This is a genomic window from Blautia liquoris (assembly GCF_015159595.1).
In the GTDB taxonomy this organism is placed as follows: Bacteria; Bacillota; Clostridia; order Lachnospirales; family Lachnospiraceae; genus Novisyntrophococcus; species Novisyntrophococcus liquoris.
This window is the reverse complement of the sequence record NZ_CP063304.1, coordinates 1,145,429-1,169,276: the sequence shown is the minus strand read 5'-3', so window position 1 is coordinate 1,169,276 and position 23,848 is coordinate 1,145,429. Positions and strand designations below refer to the sequence as shown.

Annotated in this window: 20 protein-coding genes; 3 read left to right on the top strand and 17 right to left on the bottom strand. The window is 38.9% G+C overall.

Annotated features, from left to right (window positions below; genetic code table 11):
• Positions 1–19: 19 nt before the first annotated feature.
• The 4 genes from nikC to INP51_RS05245 all read right to left on the bottom strand — a co-directional run bounded on the left by nikC (position 20) and on the right by INP51_RS05245 (position 3,261).
• Positions 20–874 (bottom strand): nickel transporter permease, encoded by an 855-nt coding sequence (gene nikC, locus INP51_RS05260; protein WP_193736676.1) that lies wholly within the window; start codon positions 872–874, stop codon positions 20–22.
• Complete coding sequence (gene nikB / locus INP51_RS05255; RefSeq protein ID WP_193736675.1) at positions 871–1,815, bottom strand: nickel ABC transporter permease; 945 nt, start codon at positions 1,813–1,815, stop codon at positions 871–873. The genes nikC and nikB overlap by 4 nt, the downstream gene beginning before the upstream one ends.
• Before the next feature lie 5 nt (positions 1,816–1,820).
• Positions 1,821–2,576, bottom strand: a complete 756-nt coding sequence (locus INP51_RS05250) for a class I SAM-dependent methyltransferase (protein ID WP_193736674.1) — start codon at positions 2,574–2,576, stop codon at positions 1,821–1,823.
• Between the two features lie 163 nt (positions 2,577–2,739).
• A complete protein-coding gene (locus INP51_RS05245) occupies positions 2,740–3,261 on the bottom strand; it encodes a P-loop NTPase family protein (RefSeq protein ID WP_193736673.1) in 522 nt (173 codons plus the stop codon).
• A 160-nt stretch (positions 3,262–3,421) separates the two neighbouring features.
• Between INP51_RS05245 and INP51_RS05240 the strand changes: the two genes are divergently transcribed.
• The gene (locus tag INP51_RS05240) at positions 3,422–3,682 is read left to right on the top strand and encodes a GlsB/YeaQ/YmgE family stress response membrane protein (protein WP_193736672.1); all 261 of its coding nucleotides are present in this window, start codon (positions 3,422–3,424) and stop codon (positions 3,680–3,682) included.
• Positions 3,683–3,748: 66 nt separating this feature from the next.
• Here the strand turns inward: INP51_RS05240 and INP51_RS05235 are convergent, their stop codons facing one another.
• A complete protein-coding gene (locus tag INP51_RS05235; RefSeq protein ID WP_193736671.1) occupies positions 3,749–4,477 on the bottom strand; it encodes a DUF3307 domain-containing protein in 729 nt (242 codons plus the stop codon).
• Between the two features lie 16 nt (positions 4,478–4,493).
• Positions 4,494–5,348, bottom strand: a complete 855-nt coding sequence (locus tag INP51_RS05230; RefSeq protein ID WP_193736670.1) for a SatD family protein — start codon at positions 5,346–5,348, stop codon at positions 4,494–4,496.
• Positions 5,349–5,579: 231 nt separating this feature from the next.
• Here INP51_RS05230 and INP51_RS05225 point away from each other — a divergent pair, with 231 nt between their 5' ends.
• Together INP51_RS05225 and INP51_RS05220 are read left to right on the top strand one after the other, a co-directional pair.
• Positions 5,580–6,356, top strand: a complete 777-nt coding sequence (locus INP51_RS05225; RefSeq protein WP_193736669.1) for an NYN domain-containing protein — start codon at positions 5,580–5,582, stop codon at positions 6,354–6,356.
• A gap of 117 nt (positions 6,357–6,473) precedes the next feature.
• Complete coding sequence (locus INP51_RS05220) at positions 6,474–7,616, top strand: L-dopachrome tautomerase-related protein (protein WP_207736898.1); 1,143 nt, start codon at positions 6,474–6,476, stop codon at positions 7,614–7,616.
• Between the two features lie 149 nt (positions 7,617–7,765).
• Here the strand turns inward: INP51_RS05220 and INP51_RS05215 are convergent, their stop codons facing one another.
• The 11 genes from INP51_RS05215 to INP51_RS05165 form a co-directional block, all read right to left on the bottom strand.
• A complete protein-coding gene (locus tag INP51_RS05215; protein ID WP_230406883.1) occupies positions 7,766–8,530 on the bottom strand; it encodes a hypothetical protein in 765 nt (254 codons plus the stop codon).
• Between the two features lie 331 nt (positions 8,531–8,861).
• A complete protein-coding gene (locus INP51_RS05210; RefSeq protein WP_193736668.1) occupies positions 8,862–11,135 on the bottom strand; it encodes a helix-turn-helix domain-containing protein in 2,274 nt (757 codons plus the stop codon).
• 29 nt (positions 11,136–11,164) lie between these two features.
• Positions 11,165–12,058: a carbohydrate ABC transporter permease gene (locus INP51_RS05205; protein ID WP_193736667.1), complete on the bottom strand. Its 894-nt coding sequence runs from the start codon at positions 12,056–12,058 to the stop codon at positions 11,165–11,167.
• Positions 12,059–12,074: 16 nt separating this feature from the next.
• Positions 12,075–12,989, bottom strand: coding sequence for an ABC transporter permease (locus INP51_RS05200; RefSeq protein WP_193736666.1), 915 nt, complete (start codon positions 12,987–12,989; stop codon positions 12,075–12,077).
• A gap of 82 nt (positions 12,990–13,071) precedes the next feature.
• Positions 13,072–14,754: a type 2 periplasmic-binding domain-containing protein gene (locus tag INP51_RS05195; protein WP_193736665.1), complete on the bottom strand. Its 1,683-nt coding sequence runs from the start codon at positions 14,752–14,754 to the stop codon at positions 13,072–13,074.
• A gap of 47 nt (positions 14,755–14,801) precedes the next feature.
• Positions 14,802–16,619, bottom strand: a complete 1,818-nt coding sequence (locus INP51_RS05190; RefSeq protein WP_193736664.1) for a heparinase II/III domain-containing protein — start codon at positions 16,617–16,619, stop codon at positions 14,802–14,804.
• A 368-nt stretch (positions 16,620–16,987) separates the two neighbouring features.
• Entirely contained in the window at positions 16,988–18,691 is a 1,704-nt protein-coding gene (locus INP51_RS05185) for a glycoside hydrolase family 2 protein (protein ID WP_230406882.1), read from the bottom strand.
• Positions 18,692–18,710: 19 nt separating this feature from the next.
• Positions 18,711–19,553, bottom strand: coding sequence for a carbohydrate ABC transporter permease (locus INP51_RS05180; protein WP_193736663.1), 843 nt, complete (start codon positions 19,551–19,553; stop codon positions 18,711–18,713).
• 13 nt (positions 19,554–19,566) lie between these two features.
• Positions 19,567–20,439, bottom strand: a complete 873-nt coding sequence (locus INP51_RS05175; protein WP_230406881.1) for a carbohydrate ABC transporter permease — start codon at positions 20,437–20,439, stop codon at positions 19,567–19,569.
• A 60-nt stretch (positions 20,440–20,499) separates the two neighbouring features.
• Positions 20,500–21,780, bottom strand: a complete 1,281-nt coding sequence (locus INP51_RS05170) for an ABC transporter substrate-binding protein (protein ID WP_193736661.1) — start codon at positions 21,778–21,780, stop codon at positions 20,500–20,502.
• 16 nt (positions 21,781–21,796) lie between these two features.
• Complete coding sequence (locus INP51_RS05165) at positions 21,797–23,674, bottom strand: DUF2264 domain-containing protein (protein WP_193736660.1); 1,878 nt, start codon at positions 23,672–23,674, stop codon at positions 21,797–21,799.
• Positions 23,675–23,848: the final 174 nt, after the last annotated feature.

The window sequence follows — 23,848 nt, the reverse complement described above, 5'->3', positions numbered from 1 at the left end:
CCAAACCTTTCGTTCTCACTTATGTCTGTGCATCCCGTGGATCCATAATATCCCGTACAGTATCTCCAAGAAGATTAAACAGTACAACCGTGAGGAAGATTGCACATCCAGGAGCCAGAATTACCCATGGTGATGTCTGCAGCATACTCCTGCCGTTGCTCATCATAGATCCCCATTCCGCTGCCGGAGGAACTGCCCCGAGACCCAGAAATGACAAGCCGGCGATTTCCATCATCATCGTCCCGACATCAAGAGAGGCCGTCACCACAATCGGTCCCAGAACATTTGGAACCAGATGACGAAAGATGATCTTTGTCGTCCCACATCCTGAGAGCCTTGCCGCCTCAATATAAGGCATATTCTTTTGTGTCAGTACTTGACCTCTTGCAAGTCTGGCATACTTCGGCCATGAGATACAGGCCAGGGCAATCACGGCATTTGAGATGCCCCCGCCCAGGACGCCAGCAACTGCGATGGCAAATACCATCCCGGGAAATGCCAAAAAAACATCCGAAATTCTCATAATCACGGAGTCTGCCCTGCCTCCGACATATCCGCAGAAGGTCCCCACGGCGATTCCCACAATACTGATCACGCTAACCAGGGCAAGAGTAGAAAAAATTGTACTCCTCGAACCCAAAATCACTCTGGAGAGCATATCTCTGCCATAGCGGTCTGTGCCGAGCAGATGACTGCTATTCGGTGCTTTCAGTGCCTGCGATAAGTCCTGTTCATAAGGATCATATGGCGTCAAATATTTTGCAAATGCAGCACAAAACAGCATAAGCCCAAGAAGGATCAACAAAATAATCAGCTTGACATGATTCTTTTTCTGACTGGAAACTGATCTTGATATTTTCATCTTTTGCTTCATGTTTCCTCCCCTGCCAGTCGAACACGCGGATCCAAGGCATGATAGAAGATATCACTTACAAGATTTACAATCACATAAATCGCTGCCATCCAGATTACATATGCCTGAATCACTGGATAATCGCGCATCATAATTGCATCAGCTGCCATCTTTCCAACCCCATCCCACATAAAGATCGTCTCAACAATCGCTGTTCCTCCAAGCAGAGAACCGACAGACAGTGATAGCAGTGTGATAACCGTCATCATAGAGGATTTTAACACGCTGGCAAAAAGAATTGTCTTTTCACTCACGCCTCTTGCCCTCGCCCCGAGAACATAATCTTTATTCATCTCTTCTAATACGACCGCTCGAATCTGTCTTGTATATTTTGAGGACATGGCAATCGACAGCGTAAGTGTCGGAAGAATGATGCTTTTAAGTCCTTCCTGACTTCCCATGACCGGGAAAAGCTTCATTTTCACAGAGAAAAAATAAATCAACAGCAACGACACAAAGAATCCCGGCATAGAATTCCCGATAAAGCTGAAAAACCTCAGTATATAGTCGAAGACAGAATTCTTTTTTACAGCCGACAAAACTCCAAGAGGCACTGAAATAAAGACTGTTGTGAGGATGGAAGTCAGCGTCAGTAAAAGCGTCGCCGGAAGTTTCGACAATATTGTCTGCAGCACTGGTTTTCCTGATACATACGAATTACCCATATCGCCTGATAAAAGGTTCTTTAGCCATATCATATATTGTTCCAGAAACGGCTTATCAAGGCCCATATCCTTTCTTGCCTGTTCTTTCGCCTGCTCCGACAAAACCATTCCTGTATTGTTTTCCATGATATCCACTGCATCCGCCGATGTCGTGTGCATCAGCGCAAATGAAAGAAACGTGATCCCGATCAGAATCGGTATCAATGAAAGCATGCGTTTTCCAATATAGCGCAGCATAAGTTCTATCCCCTTTTTACCGCACGGATTCGAAACATAGGCACTGGGATATAGAACATATCCTTCTCTTTGTAGATATCCTGCCCCACGTTCGGATTCACTTCACATTCACTTACCTCCATCTGCATCAGAATCAGACGGTCCCATTCGGGGCGGTGCTTTTCGCTGATGTCCAGCATATGATAGATTTCGTTGCACTGATTCATCAGCTCTTTTGAAATATCGTCGTGAGCATGTCTGCCCGACAGTTTCGATGTCTTCTGATCTTTGGCATACTCCGCATCATAATTAAGCATAACTCCGTCTTTTTTCAGCACTCGCATCCACTCCCTATATGCATCTCGTGGATGAGGCAAGGTCCACGTGAGATTTCTTGATATCACCACGTCAAAAGACTCATCGTCGAAATCCAGATTCTCAGCATCCATCGTACAAAAAGTGGGCTTTACCCCTTCCTCTGCAGCAAGTATCTTAGCATCCGCAATCATACTTTCTGTCAGATCAATGCCGACAACCTGATGACCGTGTTTGGCAAGGATAATAGAGAAAAAGCCGGCCCCACAGCCGATATCCAGTATCTTGAGATTATCTCCTGTAGGCAGCTGTGTGAGTATCTCCTTCTCCCATCTTTGATATTTGTCACTATGTAATTCGTTTTTTCGAAGACTTGCAAATCCTTCGGATCGTTTTGTCCAGTAGTCTTCAATATATGCTTTCGGATCCTCTTCCTGATATAAAACCTGATTATAATTTTCGTTCATTTTTTCCTCGCTCCATAGATGTTTTCAGGATTGTGAGAGCACAAGTGCGTAACAATCCCTGCATCCTATATAGTATCCTGTTTATTGAGTATACACAAGCCTATGGGGGGGATATAAAAGCATGAAAAAGACTTACATCCGTTGAAATCTGTTCATGTAAGCCTTAGGTCTGGTTTCGATTTTTCATTTCCTGATATAGTTTATCCAGTTCCCTCTGGTTTCGAATTATAATGGTTTTATCAGGATATTTTTTCTGGATATTATTGTATTGATCTTGCTTATGCTTTGTGCGTCCCTTATACAAAATCCACCAGATAAATTCACAATCTATTTTTTCATTGCATCCATCGCCCATATCCGGTCGTGTCTGTCCACGAAATTTATTATATCGTGCAAGAACACGTCTGAGTGCTGCCCATCTGGAAAAAAGCAGTAAAATAATCTGGTCAGCTTCCTCCAGTCGTTTCGAATGGTAAAGATTTGTATAATTCCCATCTATGATCCAATCTGTTTTCTCCATAAAATCACTGACCATCGATTTGGCTTCTGCATCCGGGCGTTCAATCCAGTTATTTGAAAAGTGCACTTGATCAAGATGGAGACATTCCGTTCTTATATTTTCTGATAAAAAATGAGCCAAGGTTGACTTTCCACTTCCTGAGTAACCCAATATTGCTATTTTCATAGCTTCTTTATAATCCTTTCCTGAAATTGAGATATAGATGAATATTGTGTTTTCTGATTATAGCATGCGTAAAGTGAAAATTCAATAAATTAAATATCTGTGAATCAAAAAGTAATTTTTTGGAAATGATAACCATGAAAATAGAATGTGAGGTGATTTTATGGGCATTATCAGTTGGCTTATCATCGGAGCTCTTGCAGGTTGGCTCGCAAGTATGATAACAGGGAATAACGCAAGTATGGGTGCTCTTGCCAACATTATCGTCGGCATTGTCGGAGGCCTTATCGGCGGATTTATTATGAACTTCTTTGGAGGAACGGGGATTACCGGATTCAACATCTGGAGTCTGCTCGTCTCCATTCTAGGCGCGGTAATCCTTCTTTGGATTGTCAATGCGATCTGTGGTCGAAACAAAAAGTAAATATTGCAGACACTTTCTGCCATCCGGCATGGATGGCAGAATTTATGTTCAGGACCCTGGCAGCAATCATATCGCCAGCCCCAAAACAAGGGTAACGATAAAGGCAATTACCGTACTGGTCAATGTACCGACCAGATATTTCTCTGCAAAATCCCTATCTTCCAACTGTTTAAATCTTGCTATGCTCTTGGCCGTCAGCACAAATCCAACTGCCCCAAACTGATCGCACAGAATCAAGATGGAGATGATAAGTCTTTCGAGTTTTCCAATGATTCTTCCTATCTGTGGCTCTTCATCCGCTGCAATACCACTATTTGAACGATCCAAGTATTGAAACAAATTCTTTATGAATACGGAGGCTGGATCCCATATAATAGCAAAAATCAAAACGTAGATAACAAGTTCCCTGAAATGATTCCACTCCATCAGCTTTCCGTAAATAAGACTTGTATGCTCCTCCAGTTGAAAAGTAAAGCAGACTACCGAGATAAGCAAGATATGTAAGACCTGATCCACAAGAAATAATATAAACTTACAGGTTTTATCCTCATATTTTCTTTCCAGCAATATTTTACCTCTGTCAATCAACGGATGTAAAATCACTATGAAAAAATACGCCAAAAAGGCATATCGAACTTTCACCAGAACAAATAGAATCGGAAAAAATACAGCTGCATAGACAGCAGAATAGACTGCCAGATAACTGAAGTTCTTTCTTTTTCTTATGGCCAGTTTCGCAGGCTGAAAAGAAAAATCAGCGAGAAAATATGCCGCCAGTAAAATATATATCATCATAATCAAACCCAGCCTTTCAGAAATATTGATTCATAAACTGTAGTGCCGTAATAGTACAATTTCGTGCTTCATAGACATTAGCCGTTTTTATAGTCTTATCCACACTCTGTCTGCTCACAAGGAGCATTCTTGAAAGCTGAATTGTCATTCCTCGTTTTTTTCCGGAAGTAGTAAAAAAGCCACTTGTCAATTCTGCGGCATCTGTACAAATGGGGCTGTCATGTGTGCTCTCGGCCACATCAAAGGGATAGTTTCTGACAGCTTTTTCCTTTCGAAACCTTGTATAATAATCAATTTCTTTTTTTGATGCTAAAAGTGGAAAGATCGGAGCGATTTTACTGCAGTCTATGGAATGACTGCAGTCTATCGGATACAACAGCTCCAACATCAACATCATATCATTTTGATACTCTGTATTCTTATCAGTAAATGCAAAAGGGGAATTAATGACTGTGTTGACGTATCTGTCATTCTCATTGCCCGAATATAAAAGCACCGGATATCCCTGTGTGTCCTTTACATGTTTGATTGCATGCCGCGCATTATGATATACCGGTCCATCCTGTACTGTAGTACTTGCATGTATAATCTGGACATTCCATTCACCCACACCAATTCCGGCCCTGATTTCAACCGGATAAACAATCATGGCAAACAATCTGTAATAAAGATACGACGCCTCCGGAGAAATAAACAGCCCCTGAACCTCATCGCCGGCACTGAACTCAATCTCCCTTACAAGCGAATGAGAAAACAAGCTGTTCAAATGTTTTATCACTTTAAGAATGTACTTTTGTAGTGAATTCCGATCATTAAGCGAATATGATCTGGATTTCTTCAAATCTATAATTAATGCAGAATATTTTTCCATACCTTCACCTCATGGACAGTATAACACAGTAAGATATAAATGCAACCCAAATAGATTGTGTTATATAAAAGCAACCTATATTGACTGCATTTCTTTCCAGCTAGAAGCTGACAATTTACAAATTTATTTATTGCTTTTCGTATCGCTGTCATTTACAATAAGGGTAAGCTTGCTGCTCAAATGGAGCAGCTTTTGCAAAAACAATCATTTATTATTTGGAATAGGAGAAACATGAGAAATTTAAAGCGAATTGCACTTTTAATTGATGCTGACAACACACAATTGTCAAAGCTGGAAGATGTCATACAGGAAATCTCAACACATGGCCGTATTGTAGTCAAAAGAGCCTATGGAAACTGGAAAAAGAATACTTTAAAAAACTGGGAAAGCGAAATCATGCGGCTGGCAATCAGACCTCAGCAGCAATTTGACTACACCTCCGGAAAGAATGCAACGGATATGGCTCTCGTCATTGACACCATCTCTCTGCTGCATAAAGACCTTTATGATGGATTCGTGATTGTTGCAAGTGACAGCGATTATACCCCACTTGCGATCACCTTGCATGAATCCGGTGTATACGTCATAGGTGTCGGTGAAAAGAAAACACCAGAGGCATTCAGAAACAGCTGTGATGAATTTATTTTTTTGGAAAATCTCAATACAGAATCAGAGAAATCCGCAAAAAAAGGAGATGCCGGCAATGAAAAAGCAAAAGGGAATGCTCCTGAAGCCGAAGAAACAATCGATAACAATGACAGCACAAATGATATCAATGAAATACACAAGCTGTTAAAAATTGCGTCAGATAAATTCCAGGACGATGATGGATATGTCAATGTAAGCCTTGCCGGTCAGTATATCAAAAGAGCCAAACCAGATTTTGATGTGAGAACCTTTGGCTTCATCAAACTGACCAAACTACTCGAAGCATTTCCCGAGAAATACATGATCAAGAAGCATCCTGGAAAGGGGAAAGTGACAATCATCGCATACAAATGCAAATAAAATCATCATATTCTTTAGATAATAATATTTGATAAATCATAATCCCATTTTGCATATCATAGCTTATAAAGGAACCATACGTTCTTGAATCAGCGTATATTATGGAGAATATGCTATATGAATTATGAAATGTTACTGTCTTGGAACCGGTTATACTGGAATTTTACTAACGAATCCACGAAAGCACAATTTGAAAAGAATCAATATTGGAAACATGCTATTCCGACTGGGATAAAGGTTGATCAAAATGGCGTCTTCTACGCTGCTGTTCCACGCTGGACAGATGGAATACCCTCAACTTTGAATTATATCGCTATGAAAGATGGCAAAGCTATTCTGGAGCCGTTTCCAAGCTGGAAATGGAACCAGGCAGGAAATGTAGATGCACTGCAGTCTGTCATGGGTTATGAGATTGACGAGTACAACCGAATGTGGATCTTAGATCAGGGAAAAATTGCCTATCAGCCATCGAAACCAGGCTCACAAAAATTGCTTTTGTGGGATCTGAACTCGAATAAGATGATAGATTCGATAATCATTCCCGATAAAGCAGCCCCTTACCGAACATCTTTTTTAAATGACCTTGTTGTGGACAATAAGAACGGATTTGTCTATATTACAGATTCAGGCAGCGGATGGCAGAATCATCCGATTGTTGGCGGAATTATCATTTACAATATGAAAACAAAAACATTCCGGCGAGTACTTAATAAACAGCCAAGCACACAGCCGCTTCCCGGTTTCCAGTTCGATATTGACACCAGACGTGTATATAGTGACAAACCTGTCGAATTTGGAGTTGATGGCATTGCCTTATCCGCTGACCACTGCACACTATATTATTGCTCGGTTCCGTCCAGGAATCTATATGCCATCGACACTGCTTTGCTGCGTGATTACGGGACTCCTCTAGAAGAGATCGACTGCCGTGTTTGCGCTCTGGGAAGCAAAGGAACGACAACCGATGGCATGTGCGGTGATAATCGTGGAAATATCTTTTATACCATGGAAGAAAAGAAAGGAATTGGAGTTTATAATACCAGAAATTGCGAATTTCGTGAAATTGTTTCTGATGACTGGATGATGTGGGTAGACGGGGTATCTTTTGATCAACATGGATCAATTATCTTTAACCATAACAAATTAAACCAAGTTTTTGAAAATCCACAGACACAAATTGACTGGAATTGCCCCTACAATTTTGCAATCTGGAGGGCTTACATTGATAAAGGCACAAAATCCTATCTATATGGATGCTGATATTGTTAATATATTATGGGGCAGCCTTGCTGCCCCATAATATATTTTCGAAACATCATAGTCTATAACCATTCTAACATGTTTAATTCCCCAGCGCACTGCATTAAGTCGCTCACCTGCTATACGCCGGACAGTCTCTGACTTCTTTTTTATAAATGATTAATGTCACTGAAATATTGGTAGAATGCGTTAATTTCCTTCTCGTTTTCGGCATTCCGGGATTTTTTCTTTATTTCCAGCAGAATTCGCTGCATCGTACTGTTTGAAAAATACTTGAATGCTGTATTTCCCCAACGTGGAAGAGGATCACTACCATCAAAATAGTCCCAATACAGCATACTTTTTTTTGGATCCAAGCGTATTCTATACTTGTCGTGTAATTCTACAATTCCATTTTTACATGAATCTCCCCAAAAGTCATCCTTTACCATAATAACTCCCAGTATCCGCCGCTCTTTTTCCGTAGTTTTAGAAGAGCGTCCGGTCAGCAAGCAGGCAGAGTTAGGCCTTAGCTTACTTGGAATGCGCGGTTCCCCCTTTGAATGACCACTTAGATAATATCCGGTTGAGATAGTGCCTGATGAAAAGATTTCATTTAAATCATTCAAATCAATGTTAAAAGCCGCCTGAGATTTTGGTGTGATCTTTAGAGAAAGAAGCCTTTGACGGTGCTCCTGTTTTTCCTCCAATACCTTTTTTTGCGCATTCTCCTTCTCTAACTTGCTGTTACATATGATACTTATTTCATTTTGATCAGACTGGTTTTTAAACGTTAAAAAGCTGTCAAATGCATCAGGATATATGAACTTTTTATCTTCTTTTGAAAAGGAGACTGTAACGATATTTCCTGAATGACTTGTTATTGTTCCCTGCCCAAAGGCTTTGTGTTTGACTTCTTTTCCAATTACCCTCATTTTTATATCCTGTATGATATTTGTAAAAACATATAATCATACTCTCCTTCCTATCTCTTGCGGAGGATAGGACTTTCACCCCTATCCCCTATTCATAATGGGTCTTTCGCAATTCCCTGCGGCGGTATGTCTTCTGTTTCTACTTCTATCTTATATCACTACTGGCATAATGTCAAAAAAACTACTGCAGCCAACAAATATGTCTTTCTTTATTTCATGCATAAGGACAGATATATACCCTGCCGCTGAATGAATCTTTCATTAAACGACAGGGTATTCTTCTTTCCACTATGCTATTCTCCTAAGCGTTGTTGAGAGTAATGTTTTTTACCTATTTACTGTGCTGATTCTCTGCTGTATGTGGCTCTCGATATTGTCCCGGCGTCATATATGTACATTTCTGAAATACCCGATAAAAGGTGTTTACTGCCCCAAAGCCAACTTTATCGGCTATTTTTTCATTGCAAAAATCACTGTATTTAAGATAGGATTTTGCTTCCTGCACTCTTTTATTTTCAAGGCAGGCCGCAAAAGTCATCCCACAATATTTTTTTAAAGTCTCATTCATCAATGTTGGGGTTATTGAATTATCGCGGCATGCTATGGAAATCGTAAGATCTGCGCGCTGATAATTATTATCGATGTATGAAACCAGTCGTTTCTCCAAGTTATTATCTGAATCCAGTTTATATTTTGCTATCGCGCGAAAATACTTTTCTACAAAATTGGTTAACATGTTTTCAAACTCATTAATATCAAAATCGTCGCAAGGGTGACAAACTTCAAGGTCTGCAAAATACTTTTCCGGATAATTCTGGCTTGCAGATTGAATCGTATTATAAACGGAATAAAAAGCTGTCTGCTTACTATTTTCGAATCGAAATGGCATTTTTTTATAATTGGAAATCAATTTATCCAGTATATGTTGTGCCTGGTCTTTTTCTCCATTGATAAGTGTTCTATAAAAGCTATTCAGATTCTCTATATTAACATTGTTATCCCGCATAGAATTATCATCAACTTTGTAGGCCACCACAAAACTTTGGTTCTTGTTGATATTGTAAATCAGCATCTGTTTTGCCTGATTGTAACATGTATGAATGTTTTTGATACATGTCCCTATGGAACTGACTGCAAATTGATACGTTTCATCTGTTCCTATGTCAGTCAGATCTTTCATAATATCGGTAAGCAGCTTCTCTACAAGATAAGTGGTTGGCTCTTCACCAGCGCTCATAGATAATATAAGAGTTAACTCTCCCTCTGAAGTTTGTACAATATCATATTCCCTGTCTGAAAATTGTTTGATCTTCTCATCAAGGTACATATGAAGAACTTGAACTCGATCCATATTCCGGGGCATTTGAATAACCACAACACAAAAGAATTCCAGACTATTATTAAAATGTTTATTTATCAACTTCACAATGTTTGGAGAACTGACCCCTCGTAGTATCAAGTCCTGCATCAGGATAATTTCATTTTCCTGAATTGACTCTTCTACCAATTGCTGATAATTGTCATTCTGCGTCAAAATATTCTCAATCATGTTTCCGAGTCGAATATAATCATTTCCCCCTCCAGAATTATCAGGAATTCCATCGAAGGAATCGAATAACTTTTGAATACTTAAGTATTGGCGATAACTCATTAAAAACGCTAAAAGAAACATTCCGGCGATACCCAGAACAATATAACTGCCAAGAATATATTTTATATGAATCATCTGATTATCAATGATCTTTTCATCAAGGCCCATCTCAATATCCCAGCCTAAAACCGTTGATTTCTTCTTAAAAATGTAGTCATTTTTTTCTTTTGAATTCTTATCTGCTTCGTTTCCTGTTCCTTTATTTACAAGTGTATTCCCCTTATATAAAACCCGAATATAACCGCCAGTTATATATTGCTCCATGAATGAATGGTATAGTGCATCAGAAGACATTAGAATATACATTGCCGTATTTCTGTCTGACAAGTTTCCAATAGGTATCAAAATTCCTTCTTTTATGGTCAATATTTTACCTGCTTTATTGGGGAATGTAATAGAATCTAGTTTTATATACCTTCTAAAATCATCTGTGGGTTCAAAAAGAAGATCTTTAAATTCTTCTGCGTTGAGTTGTCTACTGTTGTATTCAACCGTCAAAAATGTATTATAATACAGTTTATAGTGATCTGAACATCGTTCAGTATCGGCGATAATATCATTTGATCGAAACAAAAGGAGCCCATAAGGAACCATTTGCTCTTGTGACGCGGAGGAGATTGCTTCCTTAAGACTCCGAAACTGATCATGCACATTCTTGACAGCCAGAATATTTGCTTTATCCATTGAGCCGTCTGTATGCTGCAATAGAGCAAAAGACTGACTTCTGTATAATGCATCTGAGGATTTACTAAGTTTTGAGATGTCATTCTCTAATCTCGTTATCTTTTCCTCAAGATAATTGTTGCTAGACTTCATCACATTTTTCTTAAGGATACGATACGATTCACGAATCATACCAAGAAAAATAACAAGGATCATCATAAAACAAGACAGATAGATTAGAAAATACTTAAGTAACGATTTCGACCGCAGCGTTCTTTTTAACTTTTCCATTTGCATCCCCCCGCAGGTTTCTCTTTTTTCTATCCTTTAACAGAACCGATCATTACACCTTTTACAAAATATTTCTGTACAAAAGGATATATAACCATTACCGGTATCAAACTTACTACAATCAGGGCATACTTTATTACCCCTGCGGCCTTTGCAAATTGTGCCTGCAATTCCGGATCTTGAATGGCAGAAGGATCAATCTGATCTGCCATCAATATCTCACGCAGGAATAAGGTCAGGGGAAACAACTCTCGTTTGTTCAAATAGATCATTGCATTAAAGAAGGAATTCCAATGTGCCACACCATAAAAAAGCACTAACACAGCTATAATTGCTTTCGATAATGGCAGAACTATCTTTATAAAATATCTGAAATCACTACATCCATCCATTCTTGCAGCTTCCATTAATTCTATAGGAATGCTGCTTTTAATAAATGTTCTGGCAACAATTAAGTTATATACACTGATAGACCCGGGAATAATCAGTGCCCACATGGTATTAAGCAGATGAAGTTTTTGAACCAACAGATAGCTCGGTATCATTCCGCCGCTGAAAAACATTGTAAAAGTAAATAGTAACATGATACCATTCGTTCCGGGAACGTCTGGCCTTGAAAGACAATAGGCACTTACCATTGTCATGCAGACATTTATAATAGTGCCGACAACCATATAAAAGAGAGAATTACGGAATCCAATCCATACTGTCTTTGTGCCAAACACAGATTTATATCCTTCCAGTGAAAAATCAACGGGCCAAAAAAATACTTTTCCGGCCTGAACGGCATCTCCGGATGAAAACGATGCTGCAATTACAAATATACATGGATATAGAACGATAATAAAGAAAAGAGTTAAAAATGCTGTTGTCAGAATATAATACATCTTGTCAGAACGACTGTAATTCCTGAAATTTTTCATATCTTTCCTCCCATTATTAGAAAATTCCATTTCCACTTAATTTCTTACTTGTTGTATTGGCAATAACCAGGAGAACGAAATTGATAACAGAGTTAAAAAGTCCAATTGCTGTCGAAAGTGAGAAGTCATTGATTCCACTTGCCAATCCAACCTTATAAACATAAGTAGATATTATTTCACTGTAATTCAAATTTAGATTATTCTGCATCAACAACACTTTTTCAAATCCTATATTCATTATATTGCCTACCGCTAAAACAAGCATAATGCTTGCAGTAGGTAAAATAGCTGGAATATCAATATGGATCATTCGCTGAAACCTTGATGCTCCATCTATCATTGCAGCTTCGTGAAGAGAACTATCAACACCGGAAAGTGCGGCAATATATATAATTGCACTGTACCCCGTATTCTGCCACACTCCCGACCAAACGTATATATGTTTAAAATTCTTTCCCTCAGCCAGAATATCGGGCGCAGAGTGTCCAGTAAAAAGACGATACAGATTTCCATATACTCCAATTCGATTGTTTAGCAGTTGAAATAACAGTCCCACCATAACCACGATTGAGATGAAATAAGGAATATAAGTGACTGTTTGTATTATTTTCTTATATCTCTTTCCAAGCATGGAATTAAGAAAAAGTGCAAAAATAATAGGAATGGGAAATGTAGCAAGCAAACTATAGATAGATAAGGTAAGTGTATTTCTCAGTATAATTGGAAATTTGAAAGACTGAAAAAACTTCACAAAATTATCTAGCCCTACCCATTCGCTTTTAAATATTCCCAGCTGAAAATTATATTTTTTAAACGCGAGTATCAATCCACCCATGGGAACATATGCAAATATGATCAGCCAGACAAGTGGGACTAACAACATCAGATAAATCTGCCATCTGCTTTTGATCTTCTTTAAAGTGTTATTCATTTCTGATACGCCTCCTTCTTGTGGAATTTAACCGGACAGACTATTGTTTAAACAATAGTCTGTCCCTGAATCAAGATACCATTTATTTCGCTTCTTGTTTCTTCATTCTCTCATATGCAGACTGTGCGTTTTTAATCCATTCACTTAAGCCCATACTGTCTAGCTCTTTTTTATAATTTTCCCAATCACTGTCAATATTTCTCTGCCCAATTACAAATTCCGAAGTGGACTGCTTGATATAGTCTGGAATACTTGTAAGGGCCTGAGTTACCGCAGCCGCCTCTTCTTCACTATAATGAAGTAATGGCAAAATCTCCTCAGGATGTGCAGGATAATAGTTCTCAAGGTTTACAAGTCCCAACTGATCGTTCTTGGAGTCCGGATCGAATGGAATCAGTTTATTGCCAACCGTTGTTCCTTGCTTTAGTGAAGCATATCTCGGATTCACATTTCTCCATGTCTGATTCTGCTGTTCAACCCACAGATTACTTGTCGTAACAAGGGAAAGTTTATCATACATTCCAGAATACACCGCCACAGATGAATTTCCTTCCATATCGGATTCTTCTCTGGACCAATCAACACCTTCTTCTCCATATCTGGCTACCAGTCCAGTCTCATTGTCAAGCAATGTGTCTCCTAATAAAAAGGCTAAATCAGGATCTTTACAGGCAGAGGTTATGAAGAATGCATTCGACGGAGAATAAGAGCTATATGGTGTATACGCTACTCCTTTGGGTCCTTTCAAAGGTTTAATAATATCCATCTCCTGGAAATTTATACTTTTCGTTGCATCACCCCATACACTAGTACTCCCTGAACTGACAAATCCTACGACATTCGTTTCAGCATTGAGCGTAGCTTTAAACTGCGTGTCATCATCTGTAAATACTGATGCCGGCATCAGGCCTTCTTCATATAACTGATTCATGTAACGGAGTCCGTCTTTCCATTCCTCCGTTGTAAATGGTGCTATGACCTTTCCATTTTCATCAAGTGAAAGACCTCCGTTTTGACCGCCGCCATTATAAAACACGAATGAATTCATTAACGCCCAAGGTGACGCTTCCCCATACCCGCCATTCAAGAAACCATATGCCCCAATTTCATCATTCTGTCCATTTCCATTTGGATCCTGTTCGCGGAATGCTTTTAAAACCTGGTATAATTCTTCTGTTGTTTCAGGTGGCTGAAGATTCAGTTTCTTTAGCCAGCTTCCATTGATATACATACGATAGGGAGTGAGGTTCCATGTCTCAGGTTCATATTTGGGAAGACTGTAAATCTTCCCATCTGCGTTTGTAATTGCCTGAAGAATAACATCTTGATCTTCCTTTGGAATCTTATTGAAATTTGGGGATTTCTTTTCATCATATATGTAATCATTTAAGGGGATGAATGCCCCTTTCGACCCATAATCGAGTATTGTCTCTGGCGTAAGACAGTTATCACAGATAATTACATCTGGCATTTCCTCTCCATTTGTCACCATCAGAGAAACTTTTGTGCGAAATTCAGATGCATCGGCAGGCATCTGATAAAAGGTCAAATCAATTCCTGTTTTCTTCTCCAGATATTTTGTAAAAAAATTATCCTCATAATCAGTAACAAAACTACTGGTTTGTATTGCAACCGTCAACTTTTTCTCCGAATTCTGATCTCCTGTGTCAGTTGACTTTTTTTGCTTTTCTCCACATCCCGTTAAGATAAGACCAAACCCCAATATCATTGTTCCAAGTATGATGTTCCATTTTCTTTTCCCCATAATGTAATCCCTCTCTTTATATTAAAACAGCTCCTTTACACATGTTCTTATTCAACATAAAAAGTACAGCGTCCGTCTTTCAACCGAATCACTGTTCTATAAATCCTATCTCCCCACTCTGCCTGTAGTTTTGGATCGACTAAATCAATCGTTTCCGTATCCAGGGACTTGACATCCTTGATAGAAATAACAGAATCATTGACCGCCAGCTGTTTCTTCCCTGAATCTCCATTTGACAAAACCTCTGGTTTTTTCAGTGTCATAAGCGTAAGTACTGCCTCTGATTCCTTTGGACTACACTGATCCACAACTTTAATCTGATTTCCTTTATCAAAAGTAACTGTCCTTGTATATCTGTCTATATCTCCTTTCAGATAGCAAGATGAAAGTTCCATAGAAATCTCAGCTGTCTTGTCGTTTAACATCACATGATCTACTACAGCTTTTCGATCTCTTCCCGGAAGCTGTCCTGTTCCACCGAAATTTACAACATTATGATAGATCGACTGCATGGTCCAGATCTCATAACGTTTTTCAGAAAATGTTTTTCTCGAATAGGTCTCCACTCCGACATCTATCAAAACTGGTTTTCCATTCTTATACACAGTAATGCTTCCAGTATCGTTATGATTATGACTGTCATCGTTACATCCTGCCTTTACGGCAAGAAACAGCTTCTCATCTCTGGCTATTAAGATTCCAACGCTATCATAATAAATATCTTTAGTTCTTGCAGGCCTCTTGAGATCAAAATCCCTGATTTCCTGTTCAGTAAAAGCTGCCTGAAGCCGATAATATAAATTCTCAGATGCCTTCATTGTGATTTCGGTTTCTTTTCTGTGGTCATCGGCTGCAAACTGCATCAGTTCCTGATTTCCAGTTCTCTTCCCATAAAGGAATTCCCTTACTCCGGAACGCCCGGGGGTTGGAGAACAATCCGAAAAGTTTGCATAAAAACTATCTGCAATATGCATATTCATACTATACTCAGCAATATTTTTAATCTTTGAAACCTGATAAATAGATTCAAAAGAGTCATCAGTGGCCATATTCAAAATCTCAATCGCCTGAAACAGACACAAACCAGATGCTCTGAAGTATCCAACGCCTTCGTTGCAGCATCCATCCTCTCCGTAACTGTCCAAAAAATCATCTAGACTTGAAGCTGCCTTTTTGAGAATCATTTCTTTTTGCAGTGAAGTCGACATACCTGGAAGCATAGATGCCAAAAGAACATTCTGCGTGCACCATGGAGTCCAGTTATTCACCGGTACCCCTTTTCCTCCCATCCAGCGAAAATAATCATTCAAGTATGGCTGAATAATTCGAGTTTCTATCTCTTCTGATACACGTTTTCTGATAAGTGGGGATTCCTGATTCAACTCATCATCAAGTAAATATATGACTGCTGCAAGCTGCTCACCTGTCTCACATGCAAAAAGATCCAGGAGGGGTCTCTTTGTATTGGGAAGACCAAGCAGATCATCCTGTGGAGGATAGTTGTTATGTGCGGGAAGCTGCCATCCTGATTCCTCACAGATTGCAATTACACCGTTGATAATCTGTTCCATAAAACGCCCTTCATGCTCAACACATTCCGCCAATACAAGAGCATTCAACGCTCTCCTTCTCTCAAAATACACTGCCTCGAATCTTGATCGATTTCCATCTCGACTGAAATCCATATAGCGAACTGCCGGAAGAACTACAAATATAAAATCTATATAGTCCTCCCCATCCTTTATCAACTGTTTCCTCAGATCTTCTGGCAGCTCCTCCCATTCAAAGCGATCCTTCGCCCGATGATAAGGGGTAATATCGCGGAGCCTTTCGACCGTAACTTTACTGGCTATCTCTTTAAACATTCTTTCATCCTCCTTCTTGAAATCCATCTTATTTTGTATGTTTTTATTTCCTGATATCTATATATTAATTCAATTGTAAACAATATAGAAGTCTCAGTTTCTTTATCTTGTATCTTGTTGTAAGGATTAACTAGTTTTATGAACACAATTTTGTGAAATTATATCAAGTTTCTATCACAGTGATCCGTGCATCATGGGGATCAAATTACTTTTTACCCCAACATCATTTTGCATGATACATACTTGTCAATGTACAGACGAAATGACCCCCACGTTTTCATCAAAAACATGGGGGCTCCCTACTCCATCATGATATCTATGTTTGTCATATCTTAAATCATATCTGTTATTTCCATCTCTGCAGCATACTACCGATAGTCAGAATATGAATGCAGGATTTCCCTCACTTTATCATAAGCCAGTTTTGGTCTTCTGTATTCATCCACGACCCCTTTATTGTTCATTGTCCTGGGGCGGCTGCTGAACCACTCACCGCTGATTCTGACATCGCAGTACTGCCAGATATATATTCCACTGCAGCCCTCCTGATCCAAAACTGCTTTCATCTGATGTTCCAGAGCAATTCTTTGATATTCTTCAGACCACTTACACAGAGTTTGTGATCGGAATCCATAGATTGCTCCTGCTCCAATCTCTGTGACAAGAAATGGCTTTCCAGATCCATCACTTTCTTGCTGTACCCAGTTATAAATTTCGTCAACATATTCTCTCGATGGCGTATCATGATACCACTCCGGATACAAATTATACGAGACTACTTCTGGTAATCCAAAACAGAGATCCGTCTTAAACTTGCAGCTGGCAGAGGAGCGTGGTCTGGATGGATCTAATTCTTTGATCAGATCATATTGCTTCTTATAGCATTGATATCCATATTTTGTATCGCTGGCACATTCATTCAGAATACCCCAGATATAGATACTTGGATGATTCATATGTGCTGTGATCATTTCTCTGATACAGGCTTCTGCCTGTGATTCAAACCTAGGATTTAACATCTGTTCCACTGACAGGCCTCTTGCATGATTCTCTTCCCACACAAGAATCCCCTGTTCATCGCATAGATCCAAAAACAATTCGTCATTTGGATAATGTGACGTACGTATTGAGTTTGCGCCCAGATCTTTAAGCATCTGAATATCCTGCTGCATTGCGGCAAACGGAAGGGCACATCCAAACATCGGATGATCTTCATGGCGACAAATTCCTTTTATTCTCAACTTTCGTCCATTTAAAAGAATATTTTTTCCGGAAATCTGAATTTCACGGAATCCGAAACGATCATTCAAGTCATCAAATATTCCATCTTCATCAGATAGTTCGGCCCGAATTCCACAAAGATTCGGGTTGATGATGTCCCATACCTTTACATCTTTATCCCGAATATGAAAATCCACATGCACTACGGCTTCCCCGAATTCATCAAATACAACTTCTTTAGAATCATGAAAGCCCCCATCAATTACAAGATTCAATTTAATTTTTCTGTTTATGTCCGATAAGTTAACGACTTTTGCATAAACCTCTGCGTTCCATCCTCCACTTTCCTTTTTAGGTATCACATGAATCCAGTCTATGTATTCCTCTCTGACCATCTCCATGACAACTCCACGTGTGATGCCACCGTAACTCATGTAATCATTTGGCACATGAAGAGCACTTTCTTCACTAAAAGAATTGCTTGCCCGGACAGAGAGTTCGTGCTCTCCTTCTTCCATGCCTTTGAAAACACAGGAAAACGGGGTATATGCATTATAGTGCTCACCAATCATTCTGCCATCTACAGATACAATAGCAGTGTGACTGACGCCCTTAAACATCATCCTGACATTGCCGCCTGCATGAAACTTCTTAGTAAAGATTCCTTCTCCACGGTATGACTCAAATCCTGGAATTGTCTCCCAACAGCACGGAACAGATATCTCAATATTTTCTCCTTTTCTTTCGCCGCTGCAGGGTGAAAACTGCCACAGACTGTCACTGAGTTCGGTAGTTTTTCGAATGTTATTTGTTGAAAATGTTCTGATCACATTGCACCTCTTTCCTATCATACGATTGTAAAATCTATTTTCATCCCTTTATGCCTGAAGTGGCAACTCCCTCCACAAAATATCTTTGCAACAGTACGAATATGATCAATACCGGGATTAGTGCGACTGTTGCCGCTGCCATGATCTGAGCATAGTTTGAGGAATATTGCGTGTTAAACATACGCAGCATTAATTGTATCGTCTTTTTTGACTGCGTAGATAAGTAAATTAAAGGGCCCATAAAATCATTCCACTCAAAAGTAAATGACGTGATACAAAGCGTAGCAATAGCCGGTTTAGACAAGGGAAGCATAATCCTCGCCCAAATTCCATATTCACTCAACCCATCAATTCTAGCTGCCTCAAGCAATTCATTGGGAATTCCCATGAAAAATTGTCTCATAAGAAACACTCCCATTGCAGTAAACGCATGCATCAAAATAATTCCCAGATGACTATCTGTAAGCGAAAGCCAAGTCATTAGTTTATATTGAGGAACCATATACACCTGCCAGGGAATCGCTATTGTCATCACATACATCATGAAAATAGTATCCCTGCCTTTAAATTCAAGTTTTGCAAAGGCGTATGCAGCAAGACTCGATGTAATCAGCTGTAATATCGTTGTGCATACTGTTAATTTTGTTGTGTTTAAAAAGCCTGTAAGTAAGGGCACTTTTTTCCATATGATTGCATAATTACTCCACTGAGGGTCTTTTGGAATCCACTGAATGGGGAAAGAAAAGACATCTTTTTCTAGCTTTAATGAAGCAGAGATCATCCATGCAAAAGGAATTAACATAATGAGTGCCATAACAATAAGTGCCAGATAAATAAATGCTTTTTTAATCCGTGTTCCGGCAGTTTTCTTCGTATTTTCCATGTGACATGCTCCTTTACAAATAGTTTGTAAACCGCTTTTCTCCCTTAAACTGAATCAATGTAACCACCATTACAATAACAAATAAAACCATAGACAATGCACTTGCGTATCCAAATTTAGAACTTACAAATGCACTATTATAGATATGGTAAGCAAGAACTTTTGTCGCTTCACCAGGTCCCCCCTGAGTCGTTATATACATCGTATCATACGACTTAAATGCTGAAACCAAAAGCATCATGAGAATAAAAAAAGTAGTGGGAGTGACATTTGGCCAAGTCACATTTCGAAACTGCTGCCATCCACTTGCTCCATCCAGCGCTGCCGCTTCATACAATTCTTTCGGAACTCCCTGAAGTGCAGCCAGATATACAATCATGTAATAACCCATGCCTTTCCATACGGTGAGACCAATGATAGTGGGCATAGCCCAGGTTGTTGAGGCCGCCCACCTAGGTGGATTATTAACCCCCAAAGCCATAAGAATACCGTTAATTGGACCTCTGTCAGGATTAAATAACGCCATCCATACGACTGCAACTGCAACCAATGATGCCACATATGGAAAAAACAATACCGATCGAAAAAAATTTCTTCCTTTGATTGGTTTATTCATTAAAATCGCCAGAAAAAGAGATAATACCAAAGTTACAGGAACAGTTACTACTGTATAGTACAACGTGTTTTTTAAGGAAATCCAAAAACTCTTATCTTTTGTAAACATTGTAACAAAATTATCGAGTCCCACGAATTTTATAGGATTTCCAGAATCCCATTCGCAAAAACTCAGGAGAAGTGAAAATATAATTGGGATAAATGTAAACACAAAGAATCCTAATAGATTCGGAAGAATAAATGAATATGCAACTAGATTTTTTTTCTTCATAATCTGCTCCTTTCCCTGTTCCCTGGCCATAGAACCAGCCAGGGACACTTATATAAGCAATTAATTCTGCTGAAGCTCTGATACTCTTTCTTTCATCTTCTTGACTCCTTCATCGACACTGATACTCTTTGTCATAATCTCACTGTGCTCCTCAGTTAAAATATTTTCAATGTCTTTGATTTTAGGATCCATTCTCTGTTCAATCACATATTTATCAACGTCTATATAATTTGATAAATTTTCAGGAGCATTTTCATATGTCTTCGGAAGATCATCGAATATCTGATTTATTTTATCAGAATTGTATCCTGGAAGGATTCCGGTCTTTGCAATTACCTCTGCTCCTTCCTCTCCGCAGATATAACTAATAAATTTCCATGCTTCATCCGGATGTTTCGCATATGCTCCTATGGAAACAGGTGTTACACCTCCTACAGCGTTATCCTTTCCCATGCCTTCATTATTTGGAGTACTGCAAACTCCCCAATTAAAGTCGGTAACATTTTCCAACAGGTTATTGATAAACCAGGTACCAATCGTTATCATTGATGTCTGTTGATTATAAAAGACACCTGAATAATGAATATTCGATGACTTAAGTGCACCATAATCTTGTATAGCCCCCTCATCTTGCATAGCAAGTACCTCATCATAGTAAGGTTTCAAATTATCATAAGTATCCGTGTCAAGTTGATCAAAAGCCTCCGGACGTCTTGCCAAATCGTAAACATTGCTGGCCCATGTATGAAAATGTGCACCATACACTTTGTCATTGCCAGTACCACTCGTCATTTTCTCCGCCAATTCATGATACTCTTTCATGTTCATACCATCTTCAGGATACGGAACATCCGCTTTATCAAAAAGGTCTTTGTTATAGAAAAGCAAATTATTGTCTTTTCGGAAAGGCACACCATATACTTTGTCATCCATTGTCAGCTGATCAATTAAGCCCAGATAATTATCTTTGTTGAAATCTGAATCATTTTTGATATAATCATCCAGAGAAATGACATGTCCCTGAGCAATAAGACCACTTAATGCAGGAGTACCTTTTGTAAATACTACGTCAAAGTCTTGCTTTCCCCCAAGTTGTGTTGTCACCGTATTGTCATATTCATCTGCAGAAAACTCTACTACCTCGATGTTGATATCCGGGTTTTTCTTTGTAAATGCATCAAACATTGTCTTATAATATTCGGTTGTCGAATAATCCCAGATAGCCACCTTCAGGTCTGTTTTTCCACCTTTAGCATCCTTTTTCTCATCACCGCATCCGGAAAGCATCCCAATTGATAATACACCGGCAAATAAAGCGATTCCTACCCTTTTTTTATTCATGTTTTTTTCCTCCTTATTAGTTTGAACTGCCAGTTTTGACAGACAATTCCTTCTCTTCATAACCGATATTTATACACTCATCTGTTATTTCAACCCTGGGCTTTTTCGCTAAAAGTTTTTCTTTCTCTTCATGAATATCTCCGCATACGCTATCCACAATTAAGTGTACCCCTGGTTCCAGTGTTGCACAAACCATTGGAATAACCGTTAAATTATAAAAAAGATTTGTATTTGGCATTGAATATATCAGTACCGGGGTTAGTCCCGTTTCACTGGCAATGCAGCTTGTTCCCCAGGGAAAACCAGCCACTAGTGTATTTCCATTGATTGTTACATCATCAGGATCAAAGCGACCTGTTGTGTTGCCTTTGGCCACTTGAAAACAACGCTCCTGAGGCAGCGAAAATCCTCCCTCTGCAATATCAATCGGTATTTCATTATAAATCTTGTGAATTCTAACATGCCATGATAAGCATGGGATTATCGTGCTTTCCACGCTAACACCAGTAATCAGATGGTACTTGCTGTAGACCTTTTCTTCGTCCACGTAGAATTCATCCAGACCATGTCGTACACAGTAGCGATTTTCACCCTTTACTGATACAGCTAATGTACTGTCAAATCCTCCCTCTTCAAGGGTGGTCCCTCTTTGAATACTAAATCCCAGTTGATTCGAATACACAAATTTCTCATATTTTGCTCTTCCCTGGCCATGATCACCTTGCAAATACTGACCAGTGACATACGCCAAGGCATGATCATATTTATCATGTGTCACAATCATATGCGGATATTTCAAATTTTTTTTAGGTTTATACTGAAACTGTTTCGGCTGCGCTTTCCAGAATGGATGGTCTTCATGTAGAGCAAGAATCAGAAAGACCTTGTTACACCAGTATGGGGAACCGCACCCATTATAATTTTCACTCATGAATAAATTAGGATATCCATATCCTATAGTTAAAACGCCTGCTTTATCAAAAATGGGACGTTTCATCCATGACTCCAAATTTCTTAAAACAAGATTCTTTAAAACACCATAATCAAGATCCAGATCAGCATATGCCATGGCAGCAAATGGGGCACTGTGTGCAAATCGATAAGTTAAACTTCTTCCAAATGGAATCTCTTCACCATTATTAGAAAACCAATAAACAAAATCATAAAAGAACTTTTTGCTTCTCTCTTTTAAAACATTACATCGTTCTGGATCAATCTCATACATCAGTTTCGAATAAATCAATCCATAATGATGAATTGCAAATGCCACATAATAATCAATCTGGGTCGGTGTTCCGTCACAGTACCAACCCTCATCAATATAAAAACTATCGATCAAATCAAAGTCTTCTTCCATCCGTTCCTTTGACCAGGGTAATCCCAGAAGGCGAAACATCATATTCGTCATAATACGGAAATAGCGCCAATTATTATCAGGCATCTCATGCTGGTTCATTCCGTCTAGCCAGTTGTAAAGATTTCTTTTCTCATTCTCTGTTAATGGATCCCAGAGTTCTTTTCTGTTTAATGCGATTGAAAAAGAAATAGCTGACACCTCTACCATCTTTTGATCATAATCAAAAATATCTCCCCAATATTCTTTATCTTCGGGAGATGTTCCATGAACAATCCCGTCGCGATATAGTGTCAGCCAATCTGAAATTTCTTCTTGGACAGCTAAGGGTAAATTTGTATTATCAGCTGACCATAACGGTCCTAACCCCCATAATATTCGGGCAAATCCCTCCATCTCTGCTGATTTTTCTCCATAATGAACACCGGTATCCCCTAAATGCAAAAAAGCATGATGCTCACTATAAAATGGTTTCAAAGGCCGAATCATATCTAAAAAAACTTGAATCGCATCTCCTCTGTTTTGTAAAGATATCTTCATAAAATGCAACTCCTTTCTGAACAAACAATGTTGAGTAGGAACATTATCTATATAGTTGTCAATTTTACAGCAAATAGAGTTTACAATTATTGTTTTTTATGCTATATTTATGTCATATTCTGCTATAGCATACTGTCCATTTTTCTTCTTTGATTATTATTACTAGTAAACTTC